This is a genomic window from Bacillus sp. FSL W8-0519 (assembly GCF_038005585.1).
Classification (GTDB): Bacteria; Bacillota; Bacilli; order Bacillales; family Bacillaceae_G; genus Bacillus_A; species Bacillus_A paranthracis.
The window spans coordinates 302,276-323,760 of sequence record NZ_JBBOTL010000002.1; the positions used below are offsets into that span (position 1 = coordinate 302,276).

Here is a 21,485-nt window from a genome sequence, read left to right on the forward strand (position 1 = left end):
AGTGAAAAATAACTATGAATTTCTGTCTTTTATTTTATTCAGGAGGATTTTAGTATGAATTTATTTGAACTTTTTGGTTTAGAGGTAGGAGAAGACATAATGGTACAGGATGTGAGAACAGATAAACAAGTTCGCAATCGATACAGTTATGATGTAGGTGAGAAATTAGCGGGAGCAAAGAAAGAGATACGAGCTTTAAAAGAATCATTTTTAGTATCATTTTCTTTAGAAATTTTAGCTGAAATTGAAAAAGAATCTCCAGTAGAGGCGCTAAATGCATTGGATCGAAACGCATTAATTCCATTCTCTTTTGAATATGAAAAAGAAAATGATGTCCTGCCACGTGTTGCAAAGTTAAAGCAACTGCTAGTGGGCAGAATTAATAAGAAGCCAATTGTAGATACACCGACTGCAAGGAAACTATATGTTCAGGCATGTAGAAGAATATGGAATGATATACAGTCAGTACATACCTCAGAACAATGGGTAGATCTTGTTGTTTCTTATGGTATGGAAATGAGCAATGGTTGGTCTGCATTTAGAAAAAATAAGAATGTAACATTCACATTTAAAAGAATGGTAGAGGAATATTTTGATGAGTTTGTTGATGCAGATGGTATGGAATTATTGATATTAGGAAAGAAATTCATATCACTTTGCACAAATTCAAAAAGTATTAATTCTACGTATCTTCGTGTATCACATGAACTAACATGGAATGATTTACTTACGAAAAAGGTTACAACTCGTAAGAAATCCGCAGCTGCTTGGAGTAGGAAACTGCCAGATACCCTGCAAAGAAAAGGGCCAGGAGTAGAAATTGCTACCAAACCTGAAGACGTAGTTGCTATGTTTGGGTTGAAGGGGATGCAATTTGGTCATTATTGCACCGAACAATATGCAAAAGAGCATATTGGGCATGTATCTGAAGCATTGCATGATTTAGCTCGTATATTGGGAATTCCACCTGAGTATATAGGGTTAGGAGGACGCTTAGGACTTGCGATTGGTGCGAGAGGAAGCGGCAATGCATTAGCACATTATGAACCTTCTACCAAAGTCATTAATTTAACTCGTGATAATGGAGTCGGGGCATTGTGTCATGAATGGGGACATGCATTGGATCATTTCTTATATGATTGTAGTCATGATTTTCAAAATGGTACTCTTGCTTTCTTATCAAATGGGAAGAGTATTGGGAATATCTTGCCTGCTATTATCAAGGAAAAGATACAAGCTGTGTTAGATGCTTGTAAACAAGGAAAAGTGGCCAGAGTAATCAACGTGGAAAATGCCTACAGTAGAAAGTGGTATTTCTATGGTGGTGTTATCGATAGTTATGATGTGTTTAAAGGAAATCTTTCAAATATTTTAGAATCACATCATGCTAGTTTGTGTAGGAAGCTTGATACTTTATCAGGAGCTACAAAAACGCGTATGGAGCGTAAAATTGAAAAAGAATTCGAGAAAACCGCACAAATGTTAGCTGCATATCATTATAAAAAAACTGGCGAAAAACTTGTTGAAATATCCTATCAAGTGAAAGGGTCTATATACTTTGATACAGCCATTAAGTTAGATAAGAAGAGAACCAAAAAGTATTGGTCTACGAATCATGAGATGTTTGCTAGAGCATTTGAAGCATATGTAGAATCAGCTTTGCTAGATCAAGAACATAGAAACGATTATTTAGTTTGTGATACATATTCTTTTGTATATCCGTTAGGAGAACAAAGAGAACATCTAAATAGAAGTATAAAGAGTTTAATGGAAGTAGCTGTTCCATATATAATAAATAGTATACAAGGAGTGGGAAATGATGAATTATAACATACAAAAAGGACAATTTCGTTTAACAACTGCACATCCAAGAGGAAGTTGGTGGGAATTTTATCGTGTTCCATGCCCAATCTGTAATGGTATTGGAAACTGTATGCTGCATGTTTCACAGGAGAAAGTAGCATGTACTCGTGTGGAAAGTAAGTGGGTATACGGTAAAAATTCAAGTAATCCAAGTTATATCCATTATCTAAATGGTAAGAAGCAATACCAATTACCAGATGTAGATGTGGTAAAGGGGCATAGTAAGCGTAGTAACGAAGAATTAGATGCATTTAATCGTAATTTAATCGGATTTTTGCCGTTAGAGGAGAAGCACCATATACATTTACTACAAGATAGAAAAATGACTGAAGAAGAAGTACAGATACGTCAATATCGTTCTTTTTTAAAGCAACAAATTGTGTTGGAAGATGATAATACGTACACAACTATTTGGGAAAAGTTATTTAAACAAATTGGCAAAAAAGATTGTTGGAAGGGAATACCTGGCTGTGCGAGACGTTCGTAATTGAAAAGATTACGCACCATCTTGAAACGTTGAAATGTAAATAACACCCACAACGAATTAAGATTGTAGAACTCTTAACTTGAGAAGTGGAATGATAGAGTAACGTCTTGAAACGCTTCCCCTAATACTCCGACATGCGCCTTCTAGTTTTGCGACATAAGAAGGGGTCTGAAGCTCGGTGAAGTCATCTGAAAAATTACCGAAGTACCTATTTTAACAGGCAACCGAAAAGGATCTCAGAGGTGAGTCCCGTAGTTGATAGGGTGGGGGTCACAAAAAATTAGATATGGTGAGAATGAATAAAATGGTATTCTGACGAACTTCCGAATGTACGGGTCGAATATTCGCATACCAGAAATGGTATGGGAAACGAAAGTTTCTATGTCCAGTGGTGGATACGTTATAGCCTGGAAAAACCACCATGCAATGTTACAGGCATTGGATAGGGCATCGGCTTAAAGGAAGCATCTAAGTCTAAAATTGATAAAGTTAAGGGAACGTCGAAAGCTAATGATGTGGAGAGCGCAAACTCTATGAAACAGTAAGGAGGAAACGGTATACCGAGGGAACTTCTTTTAACATTAGTGAGAGTAGTGGTAGGAGCAAAGAAGGTTCTGTAATGGAACTGGAGCAATAGCCACAAGTCGACTCTTTAAAAGTCATATAACCTCAATCGCTCATGGAATTCTCGTATGACTTAAAAGGTCACGAGCCAAGATTGGAGCGTGATAAAACATGAAAAGGTCTAGAAAAGAGGGACTAAAGGATAACTCGCTTAGACATTCTGAATACTACGGTATGCAGGAATCACAAGACGAGTTATATGCCAAAAGTCTAAATGGAGGAAACTTCAAGCAGTTAATGAAAGTCATAACCTCTGAAAGTAATATTCTTTTAGCGTTTAGAAATATTAAACGCAATTCAGGAAGTATCACAGAGGGGATTGATGGAGTTACTATCAAGGATGTTGAGAAACTCAGTCAAGAAGATTTCATCAAAATTGTTCAAAAAAGATTTTCTAACTATACCCCACGAAAAGTGCGACGCGTAGAGATACCAAAGCCTAATGGGAAAACGAGACCACTCGGAATTCCATCAATGTGGGATAGAATTGCGCAACAATGTATAAAACAAGTACTTGAACCTATATGCGAGGCAAAATTCAACAAACACAGTCACGGTTTCCGTCCAAATCGAAGCCCTGAAACAGCTATGGCAGATGCAACCTTGAGGGTGAATCGAAGTCATATGCAATATGTAGTTAATGTAGACATACAAGGATTTTTCGATGAAGTTAATCACAAAAAACTCATGCGTCAACTATGGACTATGGGAATACGAGATAAACAACTTCTTGTAATCATCCGAAAAATGTTAAAAGCCCCAATAGTACTGCCCAATGGTGAAATGCAATATCCAAACAAAGGTACACCACAAGGTGGAATATTAAGTCCATTATTAGCCAATATCAATCTAAATGAATTCGATTGGTGGATAACAAATCAATGGGAAGACAGGTTGTTAAAGGAATTGTCATTAACCATTAAAAAGGGCGGACATGTTGACAAGTACCCACATTACAGTAAAATGCGCAAAACAACGGCTTTGAAAGAAATGTATATTGTTCGATATGCAGATGACTTCAAAATCTTCACCGCTACGAAATCGAATGCACAAAAAATCTTTAAAGCATGTGAGATGTGGTTGCAAGAACGCCTAAAACTACCAATTTCGAAGGAAAAGTCAAAAATCACAAATCTCCGTAAGGAAAGTAGTGAATTTCTTGGTTTTGAAATCAAAATGGTAAAAAAGGGAAGTAAGTTAATTGCAAGAACACACATATCAAACAAAACCAAAAAGAAAATCCAAAAACAATTTGAAGATCAAATCGCTGTAATTCAAAGAAGTAAAAATGAGGGACTAAAGAATAAAGCTATTGTTCGCTACAACTCTATGGTAATTGGCACACATAATTACTATGAGATTGCGACCGAGGTTAATAGGGATTTAGCAAGCATCCATAAACACCTAAATATAAGGATTTACAACAGATTACATGTTAATAGGAAAGGGAAGTACAAAGGGAAAGATAAAGGAATTAAAAGATACATGAAATCAGCAATGGTTCGATATCTAAATGATATTCCTATTCTACCACTAGCGTATATCAAGCACAAAAGCCCCAAAAATAAGGATACAAAAATCAATAAGTATACACCACAAGGTAGAGAATTGATACATAAAAATCAATCTGCAGTGCCTGAATGGAAAATACAATGGTTAAGAGAACACCCTGTCATTAGTCAACGAGCAACTGTTGAATATAATGACAACCGAATCTCTCTATTTGTAGCCCAACATGGCAAATGTGCAATTACTTCCGAGGAACTAATACTATCAGACATGCAATGTCACCATAAAACACCTTGGAAATATACGCAAGATGATAGTTATAAGAACCTAATCCTAATATGTAGAGATGTACACACATTAATCCATGCAACATCGCCTGATGTGATCGGAGGTCTAATGGAGAAGTTGAAGCTAAACGAAGGACAACTCATTAAGCTAAATAAACTTAGAAAACAAGCGAAAAATGAAATGTTAGAAATCAATTGACAAACAAAACATTAACAAAAGTAATAAACCTTTAGATTGAGGAAACACAAAGACATTAAACAGTCGATGGAACGCCGTGTGCGGTGAAAGTCGCACGCACGGTGTGGGGCGGGGGAAAAATTGGAGATAACATCAAAGATTTACCTATCGCACCCGAAATGGGTAGGCGCTACCCCAGAGGGAAATATCCTTTGGGATGCGTCACATTTTATGAAATGAAGAAAGGACAACTTTCTCTTCGTTTAATGGCAGGTTTTCCAGGAATTATGATTCCATTCCGAAACCAATATAATCAAATTGTTGGTTGGCAAGTACGTGTAGATGAAGTAAAGAACTCTGTTCATGTGAAATCTGGACCTACAGGTATACAAGCCGAACTACTACAACAGCCTAATATTGTGAAAATAACGAAAAACGGTGATTGTATCTATGAAGGAAAACTAGAAATAGGGAAAAATAAAGAATTATTAATCGGCGGGGAAAAAGTTATTGTAAAGATACATAAAGGTCAAAAATACTTATGGATCTCTTCAGCAAATAAAAATGAAGGAACCGGTGCGGGAGGTAGTGAAAATCCACTTCCTGTACATGTAGCAGTACCAAGCTCACATTTGAAACATCGGAAGTCTGGTACGCTGCACAAAACAAAATCAGTAATGATTACAGAAGGGCCGATGAAGGCGGATTTGATTGCCGATTTACTTCCTCAAAGACTAAATAAAGAAGAAATAGCTAAAGTAGGGACAACAGTTCTTGCGATTCCGGGTGTAAATGCATGGAGAATCGTTATGCCAGTATTAAAAGATATGGGCGTAGAAAATGTATACTTAGCATTCGATGCTGACTTAGTAGAGAATGAAAAAGTAAGAGCCGCCTTAATTGCTTTTGCGACAGAGTTAAAGAAAGAGGGCTATAACGTAATTATTGCAGCATGGAACCCAGCACAAGGGAAAGGTTTAGATGATGCGATGCAAGCTTCTTTCAAGCCTGTTTTTCGCACAATATAAAAAATCGTTGTGAACTTAAAAGAAAGTTGTACATTTTACAACAAAGTAGCAGTATTAGTGTAAAAATTTCTTTTACAATACACGTAACAGTTTAACTAGGGGATTTTATATAAAAGAAAGGTGTGTATGAAGGATATGGATATTATGCAACAATTAATGGACGTAGACAAAAAAGCTAGGGAACAAGAAAGAATGGAACTCATTCAACGATTTTATAGTGAAGGAGTTTCTATCACGACAATTGCAAATGCGACAAATATGTGTGAAGAGGATATTTCGTATATGTTAAATAACTAGTATCCATATATGGTGAGATGAATAGAGGGGGAAAAGATAGAATTGTAATTCTATCTTTTTTTATGTCCTAAAATACAATTTTAAAACGAGAAAGGTAGAGGAAGAACATGAGTGTCTATGTAAAAAAGAATCTAGTAAATTTACGAGTTGATTATGCTTTTAAGCGTCTGTTTGGAGTAGAAGGAAATGAAGATATATTAATAGGGTTTCTTAATGCGGTACTACAATCATCTATTGATGAAGAAATTACATCTTTGCACTTAGATGATCCGCATCTTCCAAGAGAGCAGAAGGATGATAAATTATCTATTTTAGATTTGCGAGCTACTCTGAATAATGGTATAAAATTAAATATAGAGATTCAAGTTCGAGACAAAAAAGATATGATAGAGCGTTCTTTGTTCTACTGGGCTGGCATGTATTATTCTCAAATGACTCAAGGGATGAAGTACACAGAATTAAGACCAACCATTTGCATTAACATAGTAGATTTCATTCTGTTTCCAGAAGAGCAAGAGTTTCATAATGTTAATACAGTGATGAACAAGAAATCGAAGCGCATTATTACTGAAAATATGCAGTTGCATTTTCTTGAAATTCCAAAAGTGATTCAAGAATGGCGAGGAGAACGAATGAATCCATGGGAAAATTCTTTAGCGCGTTGGTTATTATTATTCCCTGCGCATGAGGATGAGAAATTAACAACAATCCTGGAGGCGATAGCAATGGAAAAAGATCCAGTTTTGAAAAAAGCAATAGAGGATTGGGAGCGTTTAAGTAGCGATAAGGATTTTTTACGCTTATATGAGGCTAGAGAAAAAGCAATAAAAGATAGAATATCAGAAATAGAAACGGCAGAAGAAAAAGCTACCAAGAAAGCCACAGAAGAGACTAGAATTGCAACTAAGATAGAGATAATTCACAATTTAATTCATGTCGGTGTACCTATAGAGAAAGTAGCGGAAGCCACTGAATTAAGTGTGGAAGAGGTTAATGAAATTTTAAAACATAAAGAGTAAATATAAATGATCAAAAATAGGTAATTGTGATTACAAACAATTACCTATTTTTGATTTTTAATTGATGCCCATTTTGTGATTATAACTATATTTTTTCTTGCTTTAGGATTTCCTCTAATTCATAACGAAATTCATTAGTCTTCTTAACATCCTTTAAGATTGCCTCAAGATCCTCTTTTTTAACAAGTTCTCTAATGGAATAGTTAAATACCATTAATCTACCGTATCTTTGTTCAATCTCTTTAAACCACGTTTCTTTTTTCAATAACTTAAAGTTTTTACGAATCATTTTTTCCTTTTTTGAAGGAATCGACATAACGATCCCAACCAATACATCACTGATTAATTCACTCATGAACAAGTCTCCTTTTTCTTTCATTTTAACATTAAGAAAAAACGATATGTCGTACAAAATTGAATATATAGCTAGTTATCTAGAATACAGTTTAATTTAAAATATTATATCTGCACTTATTTTTTTGTGGTTAGCCTTGGTTTGAATCTACACATTTTTTTTGCTACAAATTTGAATACGATATAATAAAAATGGTATGGTACGATCCAAACAAAGTAGACAAAAAGTAATAAAGGTGTAAATAAGGGGTTGTATTTTTAAAATCGTATTGCTATAATATAAACGTAATAAGATTTTACAATAAAATATAAATTTAATCAGTTCGCATATAAGAGAAGACCTCAATATGCGCCATGTCCTTAGGGGGCGTGTGCGTGTATTGGGGTCTTTTTGCGTTTTGCGAGCAAAAACACCCGGAGGTGCAGGAATTATGTTGAATTGGTTGTCTGCAAAACTTATGACAACATCAGTAGGAGATTTCTTACTGGCAAAAAATAGTTTTTCGAAAGGGCTTGGTGGTAATGGTGGTGGCGGTAATGCTGAAACCGTTCAAAAAAGCATGAACACTTTGGTGAAAACCTTAATTGGTTTTGGGGGAATTTGGGTAGCAGCTTGCGTTGTATTTGCAGCTATTAAACTATCTGGAGCACAAGGGAAGAACCCTGAAAACCGTACACAAGCTATGATTGGTTTAGCTTGCGCGGCAATTGGAGGCTTTGTCATGATCAAAGCTTACGATATCGCTGCTTGGGTTACGACAATCTAACATAAGAGTTTGTACAAGCTCTCCTCTATTTGGGGAGAGCTTCTCTTATACAAGGGAGGAAACAAAATGAGAAAAGTAACCGTTCCTGTTGATATGACTTCGGAACAAAAAACACTATTAGGTGTGCTGAGCAAACGCCAATTGATTTATCTATTAGGTGGCGGAGCATCCCTTTATTTATATGTACCATTTTTATGGCGACTATTTGCACCTATTGATGCGGTAGTAGCGTTTTTTATTTGCTTAATTTTAGCACTACCGACGGTAATAGGTGTTATAACGTTTGCGTTTATATATAAAGAAAAACAACACATGTATCTAGATAAGTATCTACTTATTAAAATGCGTAGCCGTTCCGAAAAAGGTAAGTGGAGAAAAGGATACGAGCCAACTACATGGGCAAAGGAGAACTTATAAATGTTAGAAATGATATATTTTGCAGCAATAGCCATTGTGGGATTTTTCTTTTATCGGAAAATGAATGGAAAACCGCTGTTTGGTTCTAAGAAAAAAGGGAAAAAGCAAGGTGGAGTAGAGAAACACACTACTGAAAAAGCTGGAAAGAAAAATAAAAAAAATACGCCTGCTGAATCGGAAATTGATGAGGATAATGTTGACTTCTTTCGTGCTTTTGTAGAAGACATTAAGGAAATCGATAATCATATGATTCGATATCATGATGATACATTTGTTCTGATTGCGGAAGCACATCCAGTTAACTATTATTTACTCTCCAATATGGAACAAGAAGCAATTGATATCAAAATTGAATCATGGTTAACCACATTAGAATTTAATACGAAAGTATATATTCAAAGTAAGTTTGTGGATTTAACAGATCCTGTACGCAAAATGACAGAAACGATGAAAGGTGCGAAGGACCTTACACCAGAGACGGTTCTATATGGCCAAGAAGTTATCGATAACTTAGAGTACTGGCAGCGTTCGCAACCTCGATATGAACAAAAGCGTTATTTAATTTATCCATACAAGGTTGATATTAGTACGATTACTGCTGATACAGAGGAAGAGTTGGAAGAAAAGATTGTGGATAAGGCGTTTAACGAATTATATCGCCGTTATAATGCTTCTCGAAATCTACTATCGAAAGCAAAAATTAATGTAGAAATGTTAACGAAAGATAAATTAATAGAACTTTTATATGTAGCATTTAACCGTCGGAAAGCTGTAAAAGCTCGTTTCCAGGACTTAATTGAAAATGAGAATTTCTCCCTCTATTCAACAGGGGAAACAAATGAAAGAAAACTAGAGTTAATGAAGAAAGTGCTAGCAGAAGAAAAGGCAGAAAAATCAAATAACGGGGTGGCGTAAACATGAAGTTGTTCGGAAGAAAGAAAAAGGAAAAGAAAAAAATAGAAGCAGAAGAGAGGGACGAATTGGAGCTAGAGGAGGAAGAGTTGGAAGAAGAGGAAGTACCGACGCAATTAGACAATCAAACAACAGTGTTTGATGTTATTGCCCCAGAAGGAATGAAAATTGATGCAGAAGATTATGGGGTTATTAAACAATCTTTAGGAAGTAATACGTTCTTCCGTCCGTTTTATATTCCACGTGATGGATATCCACGTATGATGCAAACGAATTGGCTGAACATGTTAACTTCAGCCGGGGAAGTGGATGTCATGATTGATATTCATAAAGAGCCAAAAGCTAAGGCAATGCGATCATTAGATATGCAGCTGACAATGTTACGTTCGAATCTTTCTTTCCAACGTACACGAGGAAACATTGACCAAGAAAAAGACTTAGATGCAAAAATTCAAGATACAAACAATTTAATGGATGAAATCCAGTTCAATGAAAACGACTCGTATATGGTGAGTACAATGGGTGTTGCTTACGCAGAATCAAAGAAAGAATTGGACGTTTTATGTGAGTATATTGAAGATGAAATGCAAGCATCTCATTTTAAGATAGCAAGTACTTGGAACCGTGTGAAAAGTGGTTTGAAAGCTACTATGCCACTAGGGGCACCAAATACGCTGCAAGATACTTATCGGAACATCGATAGACGTGCTCTATGTACATTTGCACCCTTTGTGTCAGGATCCGGAAGATTTAACGGTGGTATACCAATAGGAAAGAATAAAATTACTGGCCAAGTAGAATTTTTAAATTCATTCGGGAATGCAGATTATCGTCCACCAAACTATAACATTGGTGTGACAGGAATTTCAGGTTCCGGGAAAAGTTTACTTTTAAAAATGAAGCTCGCTCGTGAAACATCACTTGCAGATACACATGCAATGATTATCGATCCAGAGGGAGGTGCGACACGTTCCTAAGTGAAAAGCTTAGGCATTGTCGAACTTACAGTTCAACAGTGAACTGTCATTCCAAGAAGTCAAATGATAGGGTAACGCCTTGAAGGGCTTCCTTTAATACTCCGACATGCAGTGAAGTTAGCAAGAACTGAACTGTATGAAGCTCGGTGAAGTCGGTTGAGAGTTACCGTAATCCTATAGGATACGAAAGTCACTCAGAGGTGGGTGGTGTAACCTATAAACCGGAAGTCTATAAATTACCTATGGTTAGTATGCACTATGAACCAATAGAGTATGGTATGTGCGGACGAATCTCTGATGGTACGGGTCTATATCGGAAGTAAGTCGAAAGGCTTACTGACACAATTAGTGTCGCTACTGTGGATGAGTAAAACTCGCCTTTATGAAAGTCCATATATTGTTACAGGCAATATCAAGGTAGCAGGCTCATAGGAGAAACCTAACGGTATATGCACAGATAGGAATGACGGAACGTGGTAAGCTGTCAACACTGAGGGCTTGCTTCCGATGAAGTGGTTCTAGGGAAAACAATTGTAAATTGTATAACCTAGGTTTATGACAGTGAAAGTGGTGGCACAGTACCTATGAAACGTGTAATGAACGTGGAGGGATAGCCACTAGTCGATTGAAAACTGACTGTTACTTATGGTTGACATGGTTTCGAGTAAGACTAAAGAGATGTAAACCTCCAGTAAATAAGGGGAGGTTACAGCCCATGTTAAAGAAAACTAAACTAAGGCACAGTGAATATTACGACATGCAAAGAAAGTATGATGAGTTATATTCTAATAGCCTTAATGGTAACAATTTCTATAAATTAATTGATATTATCGGTTCGGAAGAAAATATTAGATTGGCATACCGCAACATCAAAACTAATAAGGGGAGTAACACGGCTGGAGTTGACAATTTAACCATTAAAGATATTTGGCACCTAAACGATACAAAGATTATTCATGAAGTTAGGAAACGATTAAATAACTATCAACCACAAGCAGTTAAAAGAGTCCTTATCCCAAAAGAGGGCAGTGATAAGAAGCGACCCCTGGGGATTCCAACAATTTGGGACAGATTAGTACAACAATCTATCCTCCAAGTATTGGAACCTATTTGTGAAGCTAAGTTTCATAACCATAGTTATGGATTTAGACCGAACAGAAGTACACACCATGCACTAAGTAGAGTTGTAAGTCTTATTAACATAGGTCACCAACACTACTGTGTTGATATTGACATTAAGGGGTTCTTTGATAATGTATGCCACAAAAAGCTATTAAGGCAAATGTGGACTCTGGGAATAAGAGACAAATCACTTCTATGTGTTATTTCAAAAATCCTTAAATCTGAGATAGAAGGAGAGGGTATTCCCAATAAGGGTACTCCGCAAGGAGGAATTATTTCTCCTTTACTTTCCAACATTGTTCTAAATGAACTTGATTGGTGGATAAGTAGCCAATGGGAAACCTACAAACCTCACAGAATCTCTACTCGGCATTTAGGGTTTCGACAATATGCTAGGAAGTACACGAATCTAAAATGTGGTTATGTAGTGAGATACGCGGATGACTTCAAAATAATGTGTCGGACTTATGATGAAGCACAACGCTTTTATCATGCGACAGTTGATTTTCTCAAATCCCGCTTGGGATTAGAAATTAACCCCAAAAAGTCCAAAGTGGTTAATCTCAAGAAAAACTCGTCAGTTTTCCTTGGATTCAAAATCAAAGTGGTTAAACAAGGTAAAGCTAAATTTGGATATATTGCAAAAACCAGTATGTCCGACAAAGCTATTACAAAAGCTAAAAGACAACTAAAAGAACGAATCAAAGGAATTCAAAAGGAGCCCACTTCAGAGAAAGTTACTCAATTTAATTCAACCCTTCTTGGTATACAAAATTACTTTAAATATGCGGTTACAATTTACATGGATTTAACGGAGGTAAATTACTCTCTGCGAAGAGTCATAAGAACCAGACTTAGAAACAATATGAAGCACATGAAGTTCTGTGAAACATCTGTGAATTTTAAAAGGAAGACCAAAGGAATACAACCTAACACTAAGATTTACGTTGTACAGAACACTCCACTCTTACCAGTTACAGGAATACATCATAAAAACCCGTGGAATTTTTCGCAGGTTATCTGTAACTATACGGAAACGGGGCGTAATAAAGTACATAGTAATCTTAAGGCAATACCTAAGGATGTTCTCAACCAAGTTATGAGGACTTATTCGAAGAATAAAAGTATTGAGTACAACGATAATAGGATATCAAAATACGTTGCTCAATATGGTAAGTGTTATGTAACTGGTGAGGAAATTGGTATTGAACGTGTTCATTGTCATCACATTGTTCCCATTAAACAAGGTGGGGATGACAAGTACAACAACTTGGTAATTGTAGATTGGTTTATACACAAACTGATTCACATGACGAATCTTAATAAGATTACACATTACCTTCGGTCTTTTAAACTTAACAAGAAACAAATGGATAAACTGAATGTGCTAAGAACTAAAGCTGGAAATGAACCGATAGTAACATAATTTGATTTTAAAGTCAGTTGGAAACGATGGAACGCCGTATGCTAGGAAACTAGCACGTACGGTGTGAGGTGGGGGAAAAGGTGGAGATTACATCAAAGCCTTACCTATCATCATAGTTTGTAAAAATTACAAAACGTTTAGGTGGTATTAACCTAAACATTTCACCTGAAAGTAATATCATTATTAACCCTTGTGCAATTGCTGTAACAGAGCTTCAGATTACGGATAAAGATGAAGAACTAGAAGCACTTGAACAATATGATAAGAAAGAACTCGTAGAACGTGATGGCGTAAAGTATGTGAGATTTGTACCAATTTTAGAGAAAATCAATGAAATACTAGGATTCTTTGACATTATTATTCGTGGGCAAGACTTTGATCAACCAGGATTAAATGTATTCCAACGTACGATGCTAGAAGATGCAATCCGTGAAGTGTTTGATAAACATGGTATTACTTCACATCCTTCTTCTTTATATACAGATGAAGTGAAGAAGGTGGATGGACAATTAATTCAGTCTCAAGTAAGAAAGCCAGAGCCGGAGTTAAAAGAAATCTACGATGTCATAGTAGAACATCATGGAGACGATGTGAAGGCAGAAGAGTTAATCGCTGCGATTCGTCCGTTCTTACGTGATGGGTCAAAACCATTATTTGATGGGCAAAGTCATTTTGGTCGTGGTGTAGAAACACAGTTAAATGAATCACGTGTTGTTAACTTTAATATTAGTCATTTAGAAGAAGGATTCTTAAAACCAATCGCTTTCCACGTTATCTTGAACTATATTTGGGAGCACTGGATTAAGAGTCCAGAACACGCTATCAAACGAAAAGTACTGTATGTGGATGAGATGTGGCAGTTTATCGATTATGAACAAACGGTTAACTTCTTAGAAAAAGTAGCACGTCGTTCACGTAAAAGAAATGCCGGTATGTGTTGGGCAAGTCAGGACTTTGTTCGTATTTTAGAAAATGTAAAAGCTCGTGGTATCTTGCAATCTACTTTCTCTTATTTCTTCTTAGAACAAAATAAGATTGATAAGAAAAAGATTCAAGAGAACTTTAACTTAACTGCTGGGGAGTTAGATATTATCCTAAACAACCCTGGAAAAGGAGAAGGAATCTTCCGTGTAGGAGATAGTTCGGTTTGGATTCAAACAGATCCATCAGATAAAGAAATGATGTTTATTGAATCGAATGAAGCGGTACTTCAAGAGCTTTTAAACAATATGAAGAAAGTACAAGGGTACGCAGGATAGTAGCGTACCTTTGTAAAGGAAGGTGAAATTATGCTTGAGAAAATAATAGATTGGGTCGGAGGCCTTGTTATCCATATGGTAAAGGCCCTACTAGCGCCTATTTATGGATTTATGGATACTATTCCAGTTCTAGTCTTTGGTGGAGATAAATCTAATCTAGATTTTTTATATGAAAAGAATGCAGTTACGAATGTATTAGATACCGGTATGCCTGTCATGTTTAAACTTGTTGCTTTTTGTGTTCTCGTCAGTGTAGTAATTACAGCAGCAAAATATTCAGCAACGACTCTGAATCCAAATAATCGCACGGCATTAATTGAATATGCAAAAGACTTAATGATTATCTCGATTTGCCTCTGGCATTTAGATTTCTTTTATAATTTTATTTTTGATCTAAATTCTTGGATTATAGTAGAGTTTAAAGAGGCGTTAGGGAATTTTAACCCAGATCAGCAAATACCTCTATTAAAGAATGGACTGGCAGATAATAAGACGATTACAGAACTTTCAATGAAAGACCATAAAAATGATTATATGTTTATCATATTCGGACTATTTATTGAAGCTGGATTAATGATATGGGCAAACTTTTATTATTTAATGCGTGCTGTGACACTATACGTATTAATGTTACTAGGCCCTGTAATGGTAGGAATGTGGATGTTCCCACAAAAGAAACAACAGACTTTATATTGGATTCGTGAACTTATGGGTGCAGTATTAATTCAAGCGATTCACGCAATTACCCTATGGTTAGTTATTACACTTATTGGGGGTGCGCAAAATCCTATTATAAAATTAATATTACTTGCGATGTTTATCCCAGTTGGTGAAATCGTGAAAAGCTTTATTGGCCTTAGCACCAATGCATCCGCTGGTATTCATAGAGCAGGTACGATGATGGGTATGGGTGCTTTAGCAAGTGTGGCCGGGCTAGTTAAAGGTGTTCGTGATGACTACCGCAGCGCAAAAGATAAAGGGAAAGAAAAGAAAGATGGAGAGAAAGATAATAAAGAAGATGCGGATAACCCGAAAGATGCATTAGGAGCGAATTTAGGGACAGATGTTGGTACAACATCTCGTGCAGCTCGTATGTTAAAAGCTGGTCAAATTGGAAGTTCAATTGGTAAAGCAGCGACAGGACTTGCAGGTATGGCAGCGGGAGCTGGTCTTGGACCGGGAGCGATGGTAGCAGGATCGCAAGTTGGAAGTGCATTAGGTAGTGCTCCTGGTGCAGTGGCTGGTAGAAGTGTTGCTGCAGTCGGCGAAGGAGCTGTGGCTTTAGGAAAACATATTGGTTTCAGTGTAAAAAAGGGTGCGGACACGTATTCAAATCTAAATGGCGAATCTTATCCGGAACTAACCGATGAAGATATCGCACAGGATTTAGCTACAAAAGACTTTGAAAATTGGAAAGCAGATAATCCGGATTCTGCAGTTGCAAGCCGTTTAAAACAAGCATTCCCTGGTGCATCTGATGCAGAGATTGCTAAAAAAGTAGCGAAAACAAATAGTGATCAAATGTCTCGTTTCTCAAATCAGCGGAAACAAGATTTACAAAATATGAAGAAAGCCGCTACACCATATGGAAATGCTAGAGATTTAGTAAAGGCTGCAACGAATGCATTCCAAAAGGGGTATGAGGCAGACCATAAAGACACGTTTATGAGTCAGTTACCAGAAAATATGTCAGCAGAAGAGAAAGAGAAACATTGGAACGATCATCTGAACACAAAGGTACAAGGATTTAGAAATCACGCAGAACAGGCGGCAACAAAAGCGGGAGCTATGCCAGTTGATGCGAAGGACAAACAAGGAAATAATCTGTTTGATAAGTCCTATGTGAATAAAGATGCGTTTGCTTCTCGACTTGCATTAGGAAAAGTCGGAAAAGCAGTCGAGGATGTAAAAGGAGAAACGTTAGAAAGTGGCCATCAAAATATGGGACAAGTCGGTGCTCTTGTCGGCGCTTCTACTGCTGCATTTAAGAAAGCGTATAGTGCAGACCATAAGGCTGGATTTATGAAACAATTCCCTGCAGATATGCCGCAACAAGAAAAAGAAGCAGCATGGAATAAGCATTTAGATCAAAAAGTACAAGGCTTCAAAAATTATGCACAACAAGCGGCGGAATCAGCTGGTATTGTACAGCAAAAAGACGGTACAAACTATGCGAATAAAGAAGCTTTCGCTTCTCATTTATCACAACAGTTACAAAAAGATCCTGGTTTAAATGCTATGGGTATATCCAGTTCGGCAGGTATTCAGAAGGCAGTTAATGGTGTGAAAACACACGGTTTGACAAGTGGAAATGGAAGTCAGCAAGCAAAACAAGTAAGTAATGTTGGGAACCTAGTACAAGCCTCTACAGAATCCTTTAAACAGGGCTATGCAGCAGAACAACAGGCAAGCTTTATGAAAAAGTTGTCTCCAACTATGTCTCAACCACAAAAAGAGCAAGCTTGGCAGTCTCACCTGAATGAAAAAGGAAATGAATTTAAAGCAGTCGCACAACAAGCGGCAGTACAAGCGGGAGCGATGCCCGTACAGGCAAAAGATATGAGTGGTAAGAGTCTACATAATCAATCGTATATTAATAAAGATGCCTTTGCTTCGCAATTAACGAAAGGTTTACAAAGCCATGCAAGTCTTGGAACGGTGAGCCAACAAGTAGGTTCTGGAATTACTAGTGCGATTCAAGGTGTTCGTTCACATGGCGTTGCGACAGGTGGCGCAATCAATAAAGCTGTATATGCAGCGACACAAACGCAAGCGAGTATAGCACGTGCAGGAGATCTTTCCGTTGCGGAAATTGAACGCTCTTATGCAGATGCATCAACAAGTGTAGCGAATATTGCACAAAGTGCTGGTAAAATGTCTATCCCAACTTCCGCAGTGGGACGTATGACACAGCAAAGTACAAAACTTGGCATGAGTGTAATGGAAGGTGCGAAACACCTTATGCTTGCGGATCGCATTGATACGGTATCAAATGCATACTTTAGTGCCGCGAGTGCTGTACAACAATCCGGAGGGAATGCAGTACAAAGAGTAATAAGTGGGACTACTGCTGCAGTTAATACATCATTAGGTGGGAATGCAGCAGAGCGTCACTATAATGTGACAAAAGGCTTAAGTTACGCCGCAGGTGTGATTGGTGGTGCGGGTGCTTATCAAGCAACTGCACGTATGGTAAGTAAACATAATCCGTATAACAGTGCAGTTCGTACAGAAGCAAAAGAGATTCAGGAAATTCAACAGATGGTACCGACAACAACAGATCATACAGGCGCGCAATCGGTTGTAAAAGGTGCCGTACGTCTTGTGACGACAAATAATAAATCTTGGATTGAAGCAAAAGACGCTAGTGGTATGACGCAAGTTGTATCTCGTTATGGTAGTGGAGATAGCAGTATACGATCTGGACAAGTCGTATATCAGGACTTAAATATTTCAGATGGACAATTAACGCAGTATCGTAATGGTGCGAAAGCATCTCCAGCCTATATACAAGATTCAAGTGGTGGAAAAATCAATATCAATCGCTCGATCAATGTAAATCCAAATCAATTAGTAGGAAATCAAAATCAAAGACCGTTGCAACAGAAACCGGTATTTAATGAACCACCACTTACGGTCAATCACAAGGTAGACAATGGTCACTTCTATATGTCTGATTTAGACCAAGGTGGTTATAAGAATGTACAAATGGTGGTAGAAAGAGATCGTAGTTACATGGTTGCGACAACAACAGACGGTACAGTGTCACGTATTTCGCCATTCGGAAAAGGAGATACGCGTTTACAAGCAAACCAAAGGATTGAAAGAGCTTGTGAAGTGAAAGACAGTAGTATTAAGCCAAAAGAAGAAATTTTAGTCACACATACACAGGACGAAGTTGTTCGTACAGAGACGCATCTGAATTTATCAGAACATGACCCGCAAAATCTGATTCCATTTGCGCCAAATCCTCGCTTAGCGCAGCGAAGAGGAAGAAATTCTCAAAATGGAAAATATGGTGTGATAAGTCTATGAGTCAAAATCCTAACGATCCAAATGAACAGAAAAAAAGTAATCCTTTAAAAGATGTAGCTTCCCACTTTATTAAGAAAAAAGGGATGCAAGCACGCGGGAAGATGGCAAAATTGGCAGGAAAAGCAGGAAGGGCGGCAGCGAAAGCTGCTGCCAAAATGCTAAAAGCAGGTATATTAAAAATTGTGGGTGCTGTTGTAGCAGCGGTTGGAGTACCTGCCGCTTTGGTAATGGGAGTAATTATTGCTGTGTGTGTGATTTTAGTCTCTTTTGTACCTTTTACCGATGATGAAGATAAGACAGAGGAACAAGTAAAAAAATATATGGAAGTCTCAATGGCTTTGAATGTGGATTGGAAAGAGGTCGTCGCCTTTGACATGGCACGATATGATAATGATTTAACTGGTAAAGATCCGCATGATGCTATATCATATTTCTTGGATATCCAATATGAAGAATATACGGAAAAAGAGGTATGCGAGGCGGGACCGAATGGTCCTTGCGAAAAAAAGAAAAAGGAGATGCAAAAAACAAAATCTGAAAGTTACTCCGGACCAGATGTAAAAAAGATATTAGGAGATACAGATTTTAAGAAAAAAATAGATGAGATTAATGCGAGTGGAAGTAAAAAAGTGACAACATCTTCTCATGGGCTAGAGAAAGCTATGGAACTCGCAAAGTTTAGTAAAAGTCAAAAAGAGCGTGCGCGTGAGATATTAGAAGCCGGGATGTTAGAAGGTATGTATGGACATCTAGCACCTTCTAGTAATTTTGTTGGTGGTATGTGTGTAGGTAATGTGAGCCCTGGCGGGGAGCCTGTCAATCTTAATGCAAAAGTTACAGGATATCTTCCAAAAATTAAAGAAATGGCAGAAAAACATGGTGTTGCTCAATATGTTGGTATTTTGGCTGCCCAAATGATGCAGGAATCAGGTGGAGCAGGAAATGACCCGATGCAGGCTTCAGAGGGGCAATATGGAGATATGAGCTCATCTTGTATTGGTGTAAAGGGAAATGCTCGTGTAGGGTGTATTAAAGATCCCAATATTTCTATAGAAGCAGGTGTACGGGAATTTAAAGATGTACTAGGAAAGGCCAATGGTGACATTGCACTCGCTTTGCAGTCATACAACTTTGGCGAAGGTTTTATTAGTTACGCTTTAGCAAAGGGTGGCTATTCAGAAGAAACAGCTATTGAGTTCTCAAGAAGTAAGAATCATTTAAATCCAGGTGGTTGCTCCGATCCGAATAACTTTCGAACCAAGGTAAATGCGTGTTACGGGGATTTTACATATGTTTCCAAAGTTTTAAAATATTACAAGGATTTAGGTTGTGTAGCAAATGGAGATGGAGAATGGATTTCTGATAAAGGTTGGAAATGGCCAACGAAATCAGGGCGTATTACAGGTACATTTGATGAAATTCATAATAACAAACCGCATAATGCTGTAGATATTGGAGCCATGACCGCTGGAAAACCAGGAGACCCTGTATGGTCGATGGAAGCAGGAATAGTTACAGCTCAAACAGGATATGTAAACTACGGTGGTCTAGGTGTCTATATTGACCATGGAAATGGCATTGTATCCCGTTATTTACACTTGAGTAAGATTTCAGTTACTCCAGGAACTATGGTAACAAAAGGACAAATTATCGGGGAAATGGGTGGTTCTAACTATGTTGGTGGTGTTCTGAACATGCTTGGATACGCTGTCCATTTAGATTTCCAAATTCGTATAAACGATCAACCGATGGATCCAATGAAGTTCTTTAAGAAAAATGATGATCCAGGGTTATCATCTGGTGGTTCTCCTACCATGACAAATGCTAAACGACAAAAGGTACTGGAAGAAGCGAAAAAATGGCTAGGGCAAGGAAAAGTCAGATATGTATTAGGAGACCGTAATCCACCAGGTGGCTCTTCAGATTGTTCAGGATTTACGCAGTATGTCTTTAGAACAAGCATAGGTGTACAACTTGGAGATTGGACAGGTGCTCAAGTCGGACAAGGTAAACCAGTACCAGATATCAATCATGCACAACCAGGGGATCTTATTTTCTATGAAAACCCAGGGCACGTTGCAATTTATATGGGGAATCAAAGAATGATTCATATTGGTGATAATAAAGGTGTACAAATTACAGGTCTAAACTATACGGCAAGAGGTCAACATATGACGCAAATTCGTAATGTTATAGACTGATATGGGATGTGAAGAAATGAAGAAAGTCATGAATGTGTTAGCGAATCTGCCTCGTAAGTACTTAGTTATATTGGGGATTATTGTGTTGGTAGTAGGCGTTGCTACTTATAATACGATTCATCGTTACATGATGAAATCTCAAGTACAAGAGGAAGAGCAAGTCAATCAAGATGAAATCGAGATGCTTGGAGATAAGCCAAAGGGATTTGATACAAAGGAAGAGGAATATATCGCAAAGACAAAAACTGTAGAGGATTTACTACGAAAAATTTCTAATAGTAGTTATGATGTTCCGTATTTGTTTACAAAGGCTGGATTTGGTATTGAACCAATGAAGATGACAAGTAATGAGCGTATGCTGGCTGCAGAAGCTGTTCAAAGGTATTTTCTAAATGGAGATAAGTTTTACAATGCGCGTATTACCAAAATTGATCGTGGGAAAAAAGTAGATACGTTTCATATTGAAGTTTTAATTCAACAGGTAAACTTCTTAGAACCACGACAATTTAAAGTGCAGGTAAACAAATATGCTCAAATTGTAACACCAATTGAACAAATTCCACATGGACAAGAAGAAGTACCTGTGGATTAAGAAGAAAGTGAGGGTTGTGGAGAAAAACACAACCCTTTTATAAAAAAATAAAGAGTACCTAAAATTATTTATTGAATATTCATAATTTTCTGATATAATAAAACCATGGTTAAAAGAAATTTGTATATAAC

Annotated in this window: 12 protein-coding genes and 4 pseudogenes; 15 read left to right on the forward strand and 1 reads right to left on the reverse strand. The window is 37.3% G+C overall.

The annotated features are described in order from the left end of the window. Positions 1 to 54: 54 nt before the first annotated feature. The 6 genes and pseudogenes from NST14_RS29545 (at position 55) to NST14_RS29570 (ending at position 7,292) form a co-directional block, all read left to right on the forward strand. Positions 55 to 1,830 (forward strand): LPD1 domain-containing protein, encoded by a 1,776-nt coding sequence (locus NST14_RS29545; RefSeq protein ID WP_001048055.1) that lies wholly within the window; start codon positions 55 to 57, stop codon positions 1,828 to 1,830. Then, positions 1,820 to 2,332: pseudogene (locus NST14_RS29550) on the forward strand (hypothetical protein); the annotation flags it as partial. The gene NST14_RS29545 and the pseudogene NST14_RS29550, both read left to right, overlap by 11 nt. 753 nt (positions 2,333 to 3,085) lie before the next feature. Continuing rightward, positions 3,086 to 4,969, forward strand: a complete 1,884-nt coding sequence (ltrA, locus tag NST14_RS29555) for a group II intron reverse transcriptase/maturase (protein ID WP_000830948.1) — start codon at positions 3,086 to 3,088, stop codon at positions 4,967 to 4,969. 194 nt (positions 4,970 to 5,163) lie between these two features. Continuing rightward, positions 5,164 to 5,976 (forward strand): annotated as a pseudogene (locus tag NST14_RS29560) (DUF3854 domain-containing protein); the annotation flags it as partial. Between the two features lie 144 nt (positions 5,977 to 6,120). Further along, positions 6,121 to 6,273, forward strand: coding sequence for a hypothetical protein (locus NST14_RS29565; protein ID WP_172452034.1), 153 nt, complete (start codon positions 6,121 to 6,123; stop codon positions 6,271 to 6,273). Positions 6,274 to 6,380: 107 nt separating this feature from the next. Next, positions 6,381 to 7,292, forward strand: coding sequence for an Rpn family recombination-promoting nuclease/putative transposase (locus NST14_RS29570; protein WP_048519935.1), 912 nt, complete (start codon positions 6,381 to 6,383; stop codon positions 7,290 to 7,292). A gap of 85 nt (positions 7,293 to 7,377) precedes the next feature. Here NST14_RS29570 and NST14_RS29575 read toward each other — a convergent pair whose 3' ends face one another. Further along, complete coding sequence (locus tag NST14_RS29575; protein ID WP_048519936.1) at positions 7,378 to 7,647, reverse strand: hypothetical protein; 270 nt, start codon at positions 7,645 to 7,647, stop codon at positions 7,378 to 7,380. Positions 7,648 to 7,993: 346 nt separating this feature from the next. On the opposite strand from NST14_RS29575, the gene NST14_RS29580 reads away from it, so the two are divergent. The 9 genes and pseudogenes from NST14_RS29580 to NST14_RS29620 all read left to right on the forward strand — a co-directional run bounded on the left by NST14_RS29580 (position 7,994) and on the right by NST14_RS29620 (position 21,354). Beyond that, positions 7,994 to 8,413 carry a hypothetical protein gene (locus NST14_RS29580; protein WP_001996082.1) on the forward strand — a complete coding sequence of 140 codons (420 nt, stop codon included), beginning with the start codon at positions 7,994 to 7,996 and terminating at the stop codon, positions 8,411 to 8,413. Between the two features lie 66 nt (positions 8,414 to 8,479). Beyond that, positions 8,480 to 8,830, forward strand: a complete 351-nt coding sequence (locus tag NST14_RS29585; RefSeq protein ID WP_001233532.1) for a PrgI family protein — start codon at positions 8,480 to 8,482, stop codon at positions 8,828 to 8,830. Beyond that, complete coding sequence (locus NST14_RS29590; protein WP_000892008.1) at positions 8,831 to 9,745, forward strand: hypothetical protein; 915 nt, start codon at positions 8,831 to 8,833, stop codon at positions 9,743 to 9,745. A 2-nt stretch (positions 9,746 to 9,747) separates the two neighbouring features. Next, positions 9,748 to 10,701: pseudogene (locus NST14_RS29595) on the forward strand (hypothetical protein); the annotation flags it as partial. Between the two features lie 733 nt (positions 10,702 to 11,434). After that, the gene (gene ltrA, locus NST14_RS29600) at positions 11,435 to 13,267 is read left to right on the forward strand and encodes a group II intron reverse transcriptase/maturase (RefSeq protein ID WP_000914978.1); all 1,833 of its coding nucleotides are present in this window, start codon (positions 11,435 to 11,437) and stop codon (positions 13,265 to 13,267) included. A gap of 116 nt (positions 13,268 to 13,383) precedes the next feature. Continuing rightward, positions 13,384 to 14,526, forward strand: a pseudogene (locus NST14_RS29605) (VirB4 family type IV secretion system protein); the annotation flags it as partial. Between the two features lie 30 nt (positions 14,527 to 14,556). After that, positions 14,557 to 18,561 carry a hypothetical protein gene (locus NST14_RS29610; protein WP_048520100.1) on the forward strand — a complete coding sequence of 1,335 codons (4,005 nt, stop codon included), beginning with the start codon at positions 14,557 to 14,559 and terminating at the stop codon, positions 18,559 to 18,561. Beyond that, positions 18,558 to 20,762: a lysozyme family protein gene (locus NST14_RS29615; RefSeq protein ID WP_048520099.1), complete on the forward strand. Its 2,205-nt coding sequence runs from the start codon at positions 18,558 to 18,560 to the stop codon at positions 20,760 to 20,762. The genes NST14_RS29610 and NST14_RS29615 overlap by 4 nt, the downstream gene beginning before the upstream one ends. A 16-nt stretch (positions 20,763 to 20,778) precedes the next feature. Continuing rightward, complete coding sequence (locus NST14_RS29620; protein WP_341119489.1) at positions 20,779 to 21,354, forward strand: hypothetical protein; 576 nt, start codon at positions 20,779 to 20,781, stop codon at positions 21,352 to 21,354. The last annotated feature ends 131 nt before the right edge of the window (positions 21,355 to 21,485 follow it).

Coding starts and splice junctions, on each gene's coding strand:
- NST14_RS29585 (WP_001233532.1), top strand. CDS start 8,480: ATGAGAAAAGTAACCGTTCCTGTTGATATGACTTCGGAACAAAAAACA.
- NST14_RS29590 (WP_000892008.1), top strand. CDS start 8,831: ATGTTAGAAATGATATATTTTGCAGCAATAGCCATTGTGGGATTTTTC.
- NST14_RS29565 (WP_172452034.1), top strand. CDS start 6,121: ATGCAACAATTAATGGACGTAGACAAAAAAGCTAGGGAACAAGAAAGA.
- NST14_RS29615 (WP_048520099.1), top strand. CDS start 18,558: ATGAGTCAAAATCCTAACGATCCAAATGAACAGAAAAAAAGTAATCCT.
- NST14_RS29570 (WP_048519935.1), top strand. CDS start 6,381: ATGAGTGTCTATGTAAAAAAGAATCTAGTAAATTTACGAGTTGATTAT.
- ltrA (WP_000914978.1), top strand. CDS start 11,435: ATGTTAAAGAAAACTAAACTAAGGCACAGTGAATATTACGACATGCAA.
- NST14_RS29610 (WP_048520100.1), top strand. CDS start 14,557: ATGCTTGAGAAAATAATAGATTGGGTCGGAGGCCTTGTTATCCATATG.
- NST14_RS29545 (WP_001048055.1), top strand. CDS start 55: ATGAATTTATTTGAACTTTTTGGTTTAGAGGTAGGAGAAGACATAATG.
- NST14_RS29580 (WP_001996082.1), top strand. CDS start 7,994: ATGCGCCATGTCCTTAGGGGGCGTGTGCGTGTATTGGGGTCTTTTTGC.
- ltrA (WP_000830948.1), top strand. CDS start 3,086: ATGAAAAGGTCTAGAAAAGAGGGACTAAAGGATAACTCGCTTAGACAT.
- NST14_RS29575 (WP_048519936.1), bottom strand. CDS start 7,647: ATGAGTGAATTAATCAGTGATGTATTGGTTGGGATCGTTATGTCGATT.
- NST14_RS29620 (WP_341119489.1), top strand. CDS start 20,779: ATGAAGAAAGTCATGAATGTGTTAGCGAATCTGCCTCGTAAGTACTTA.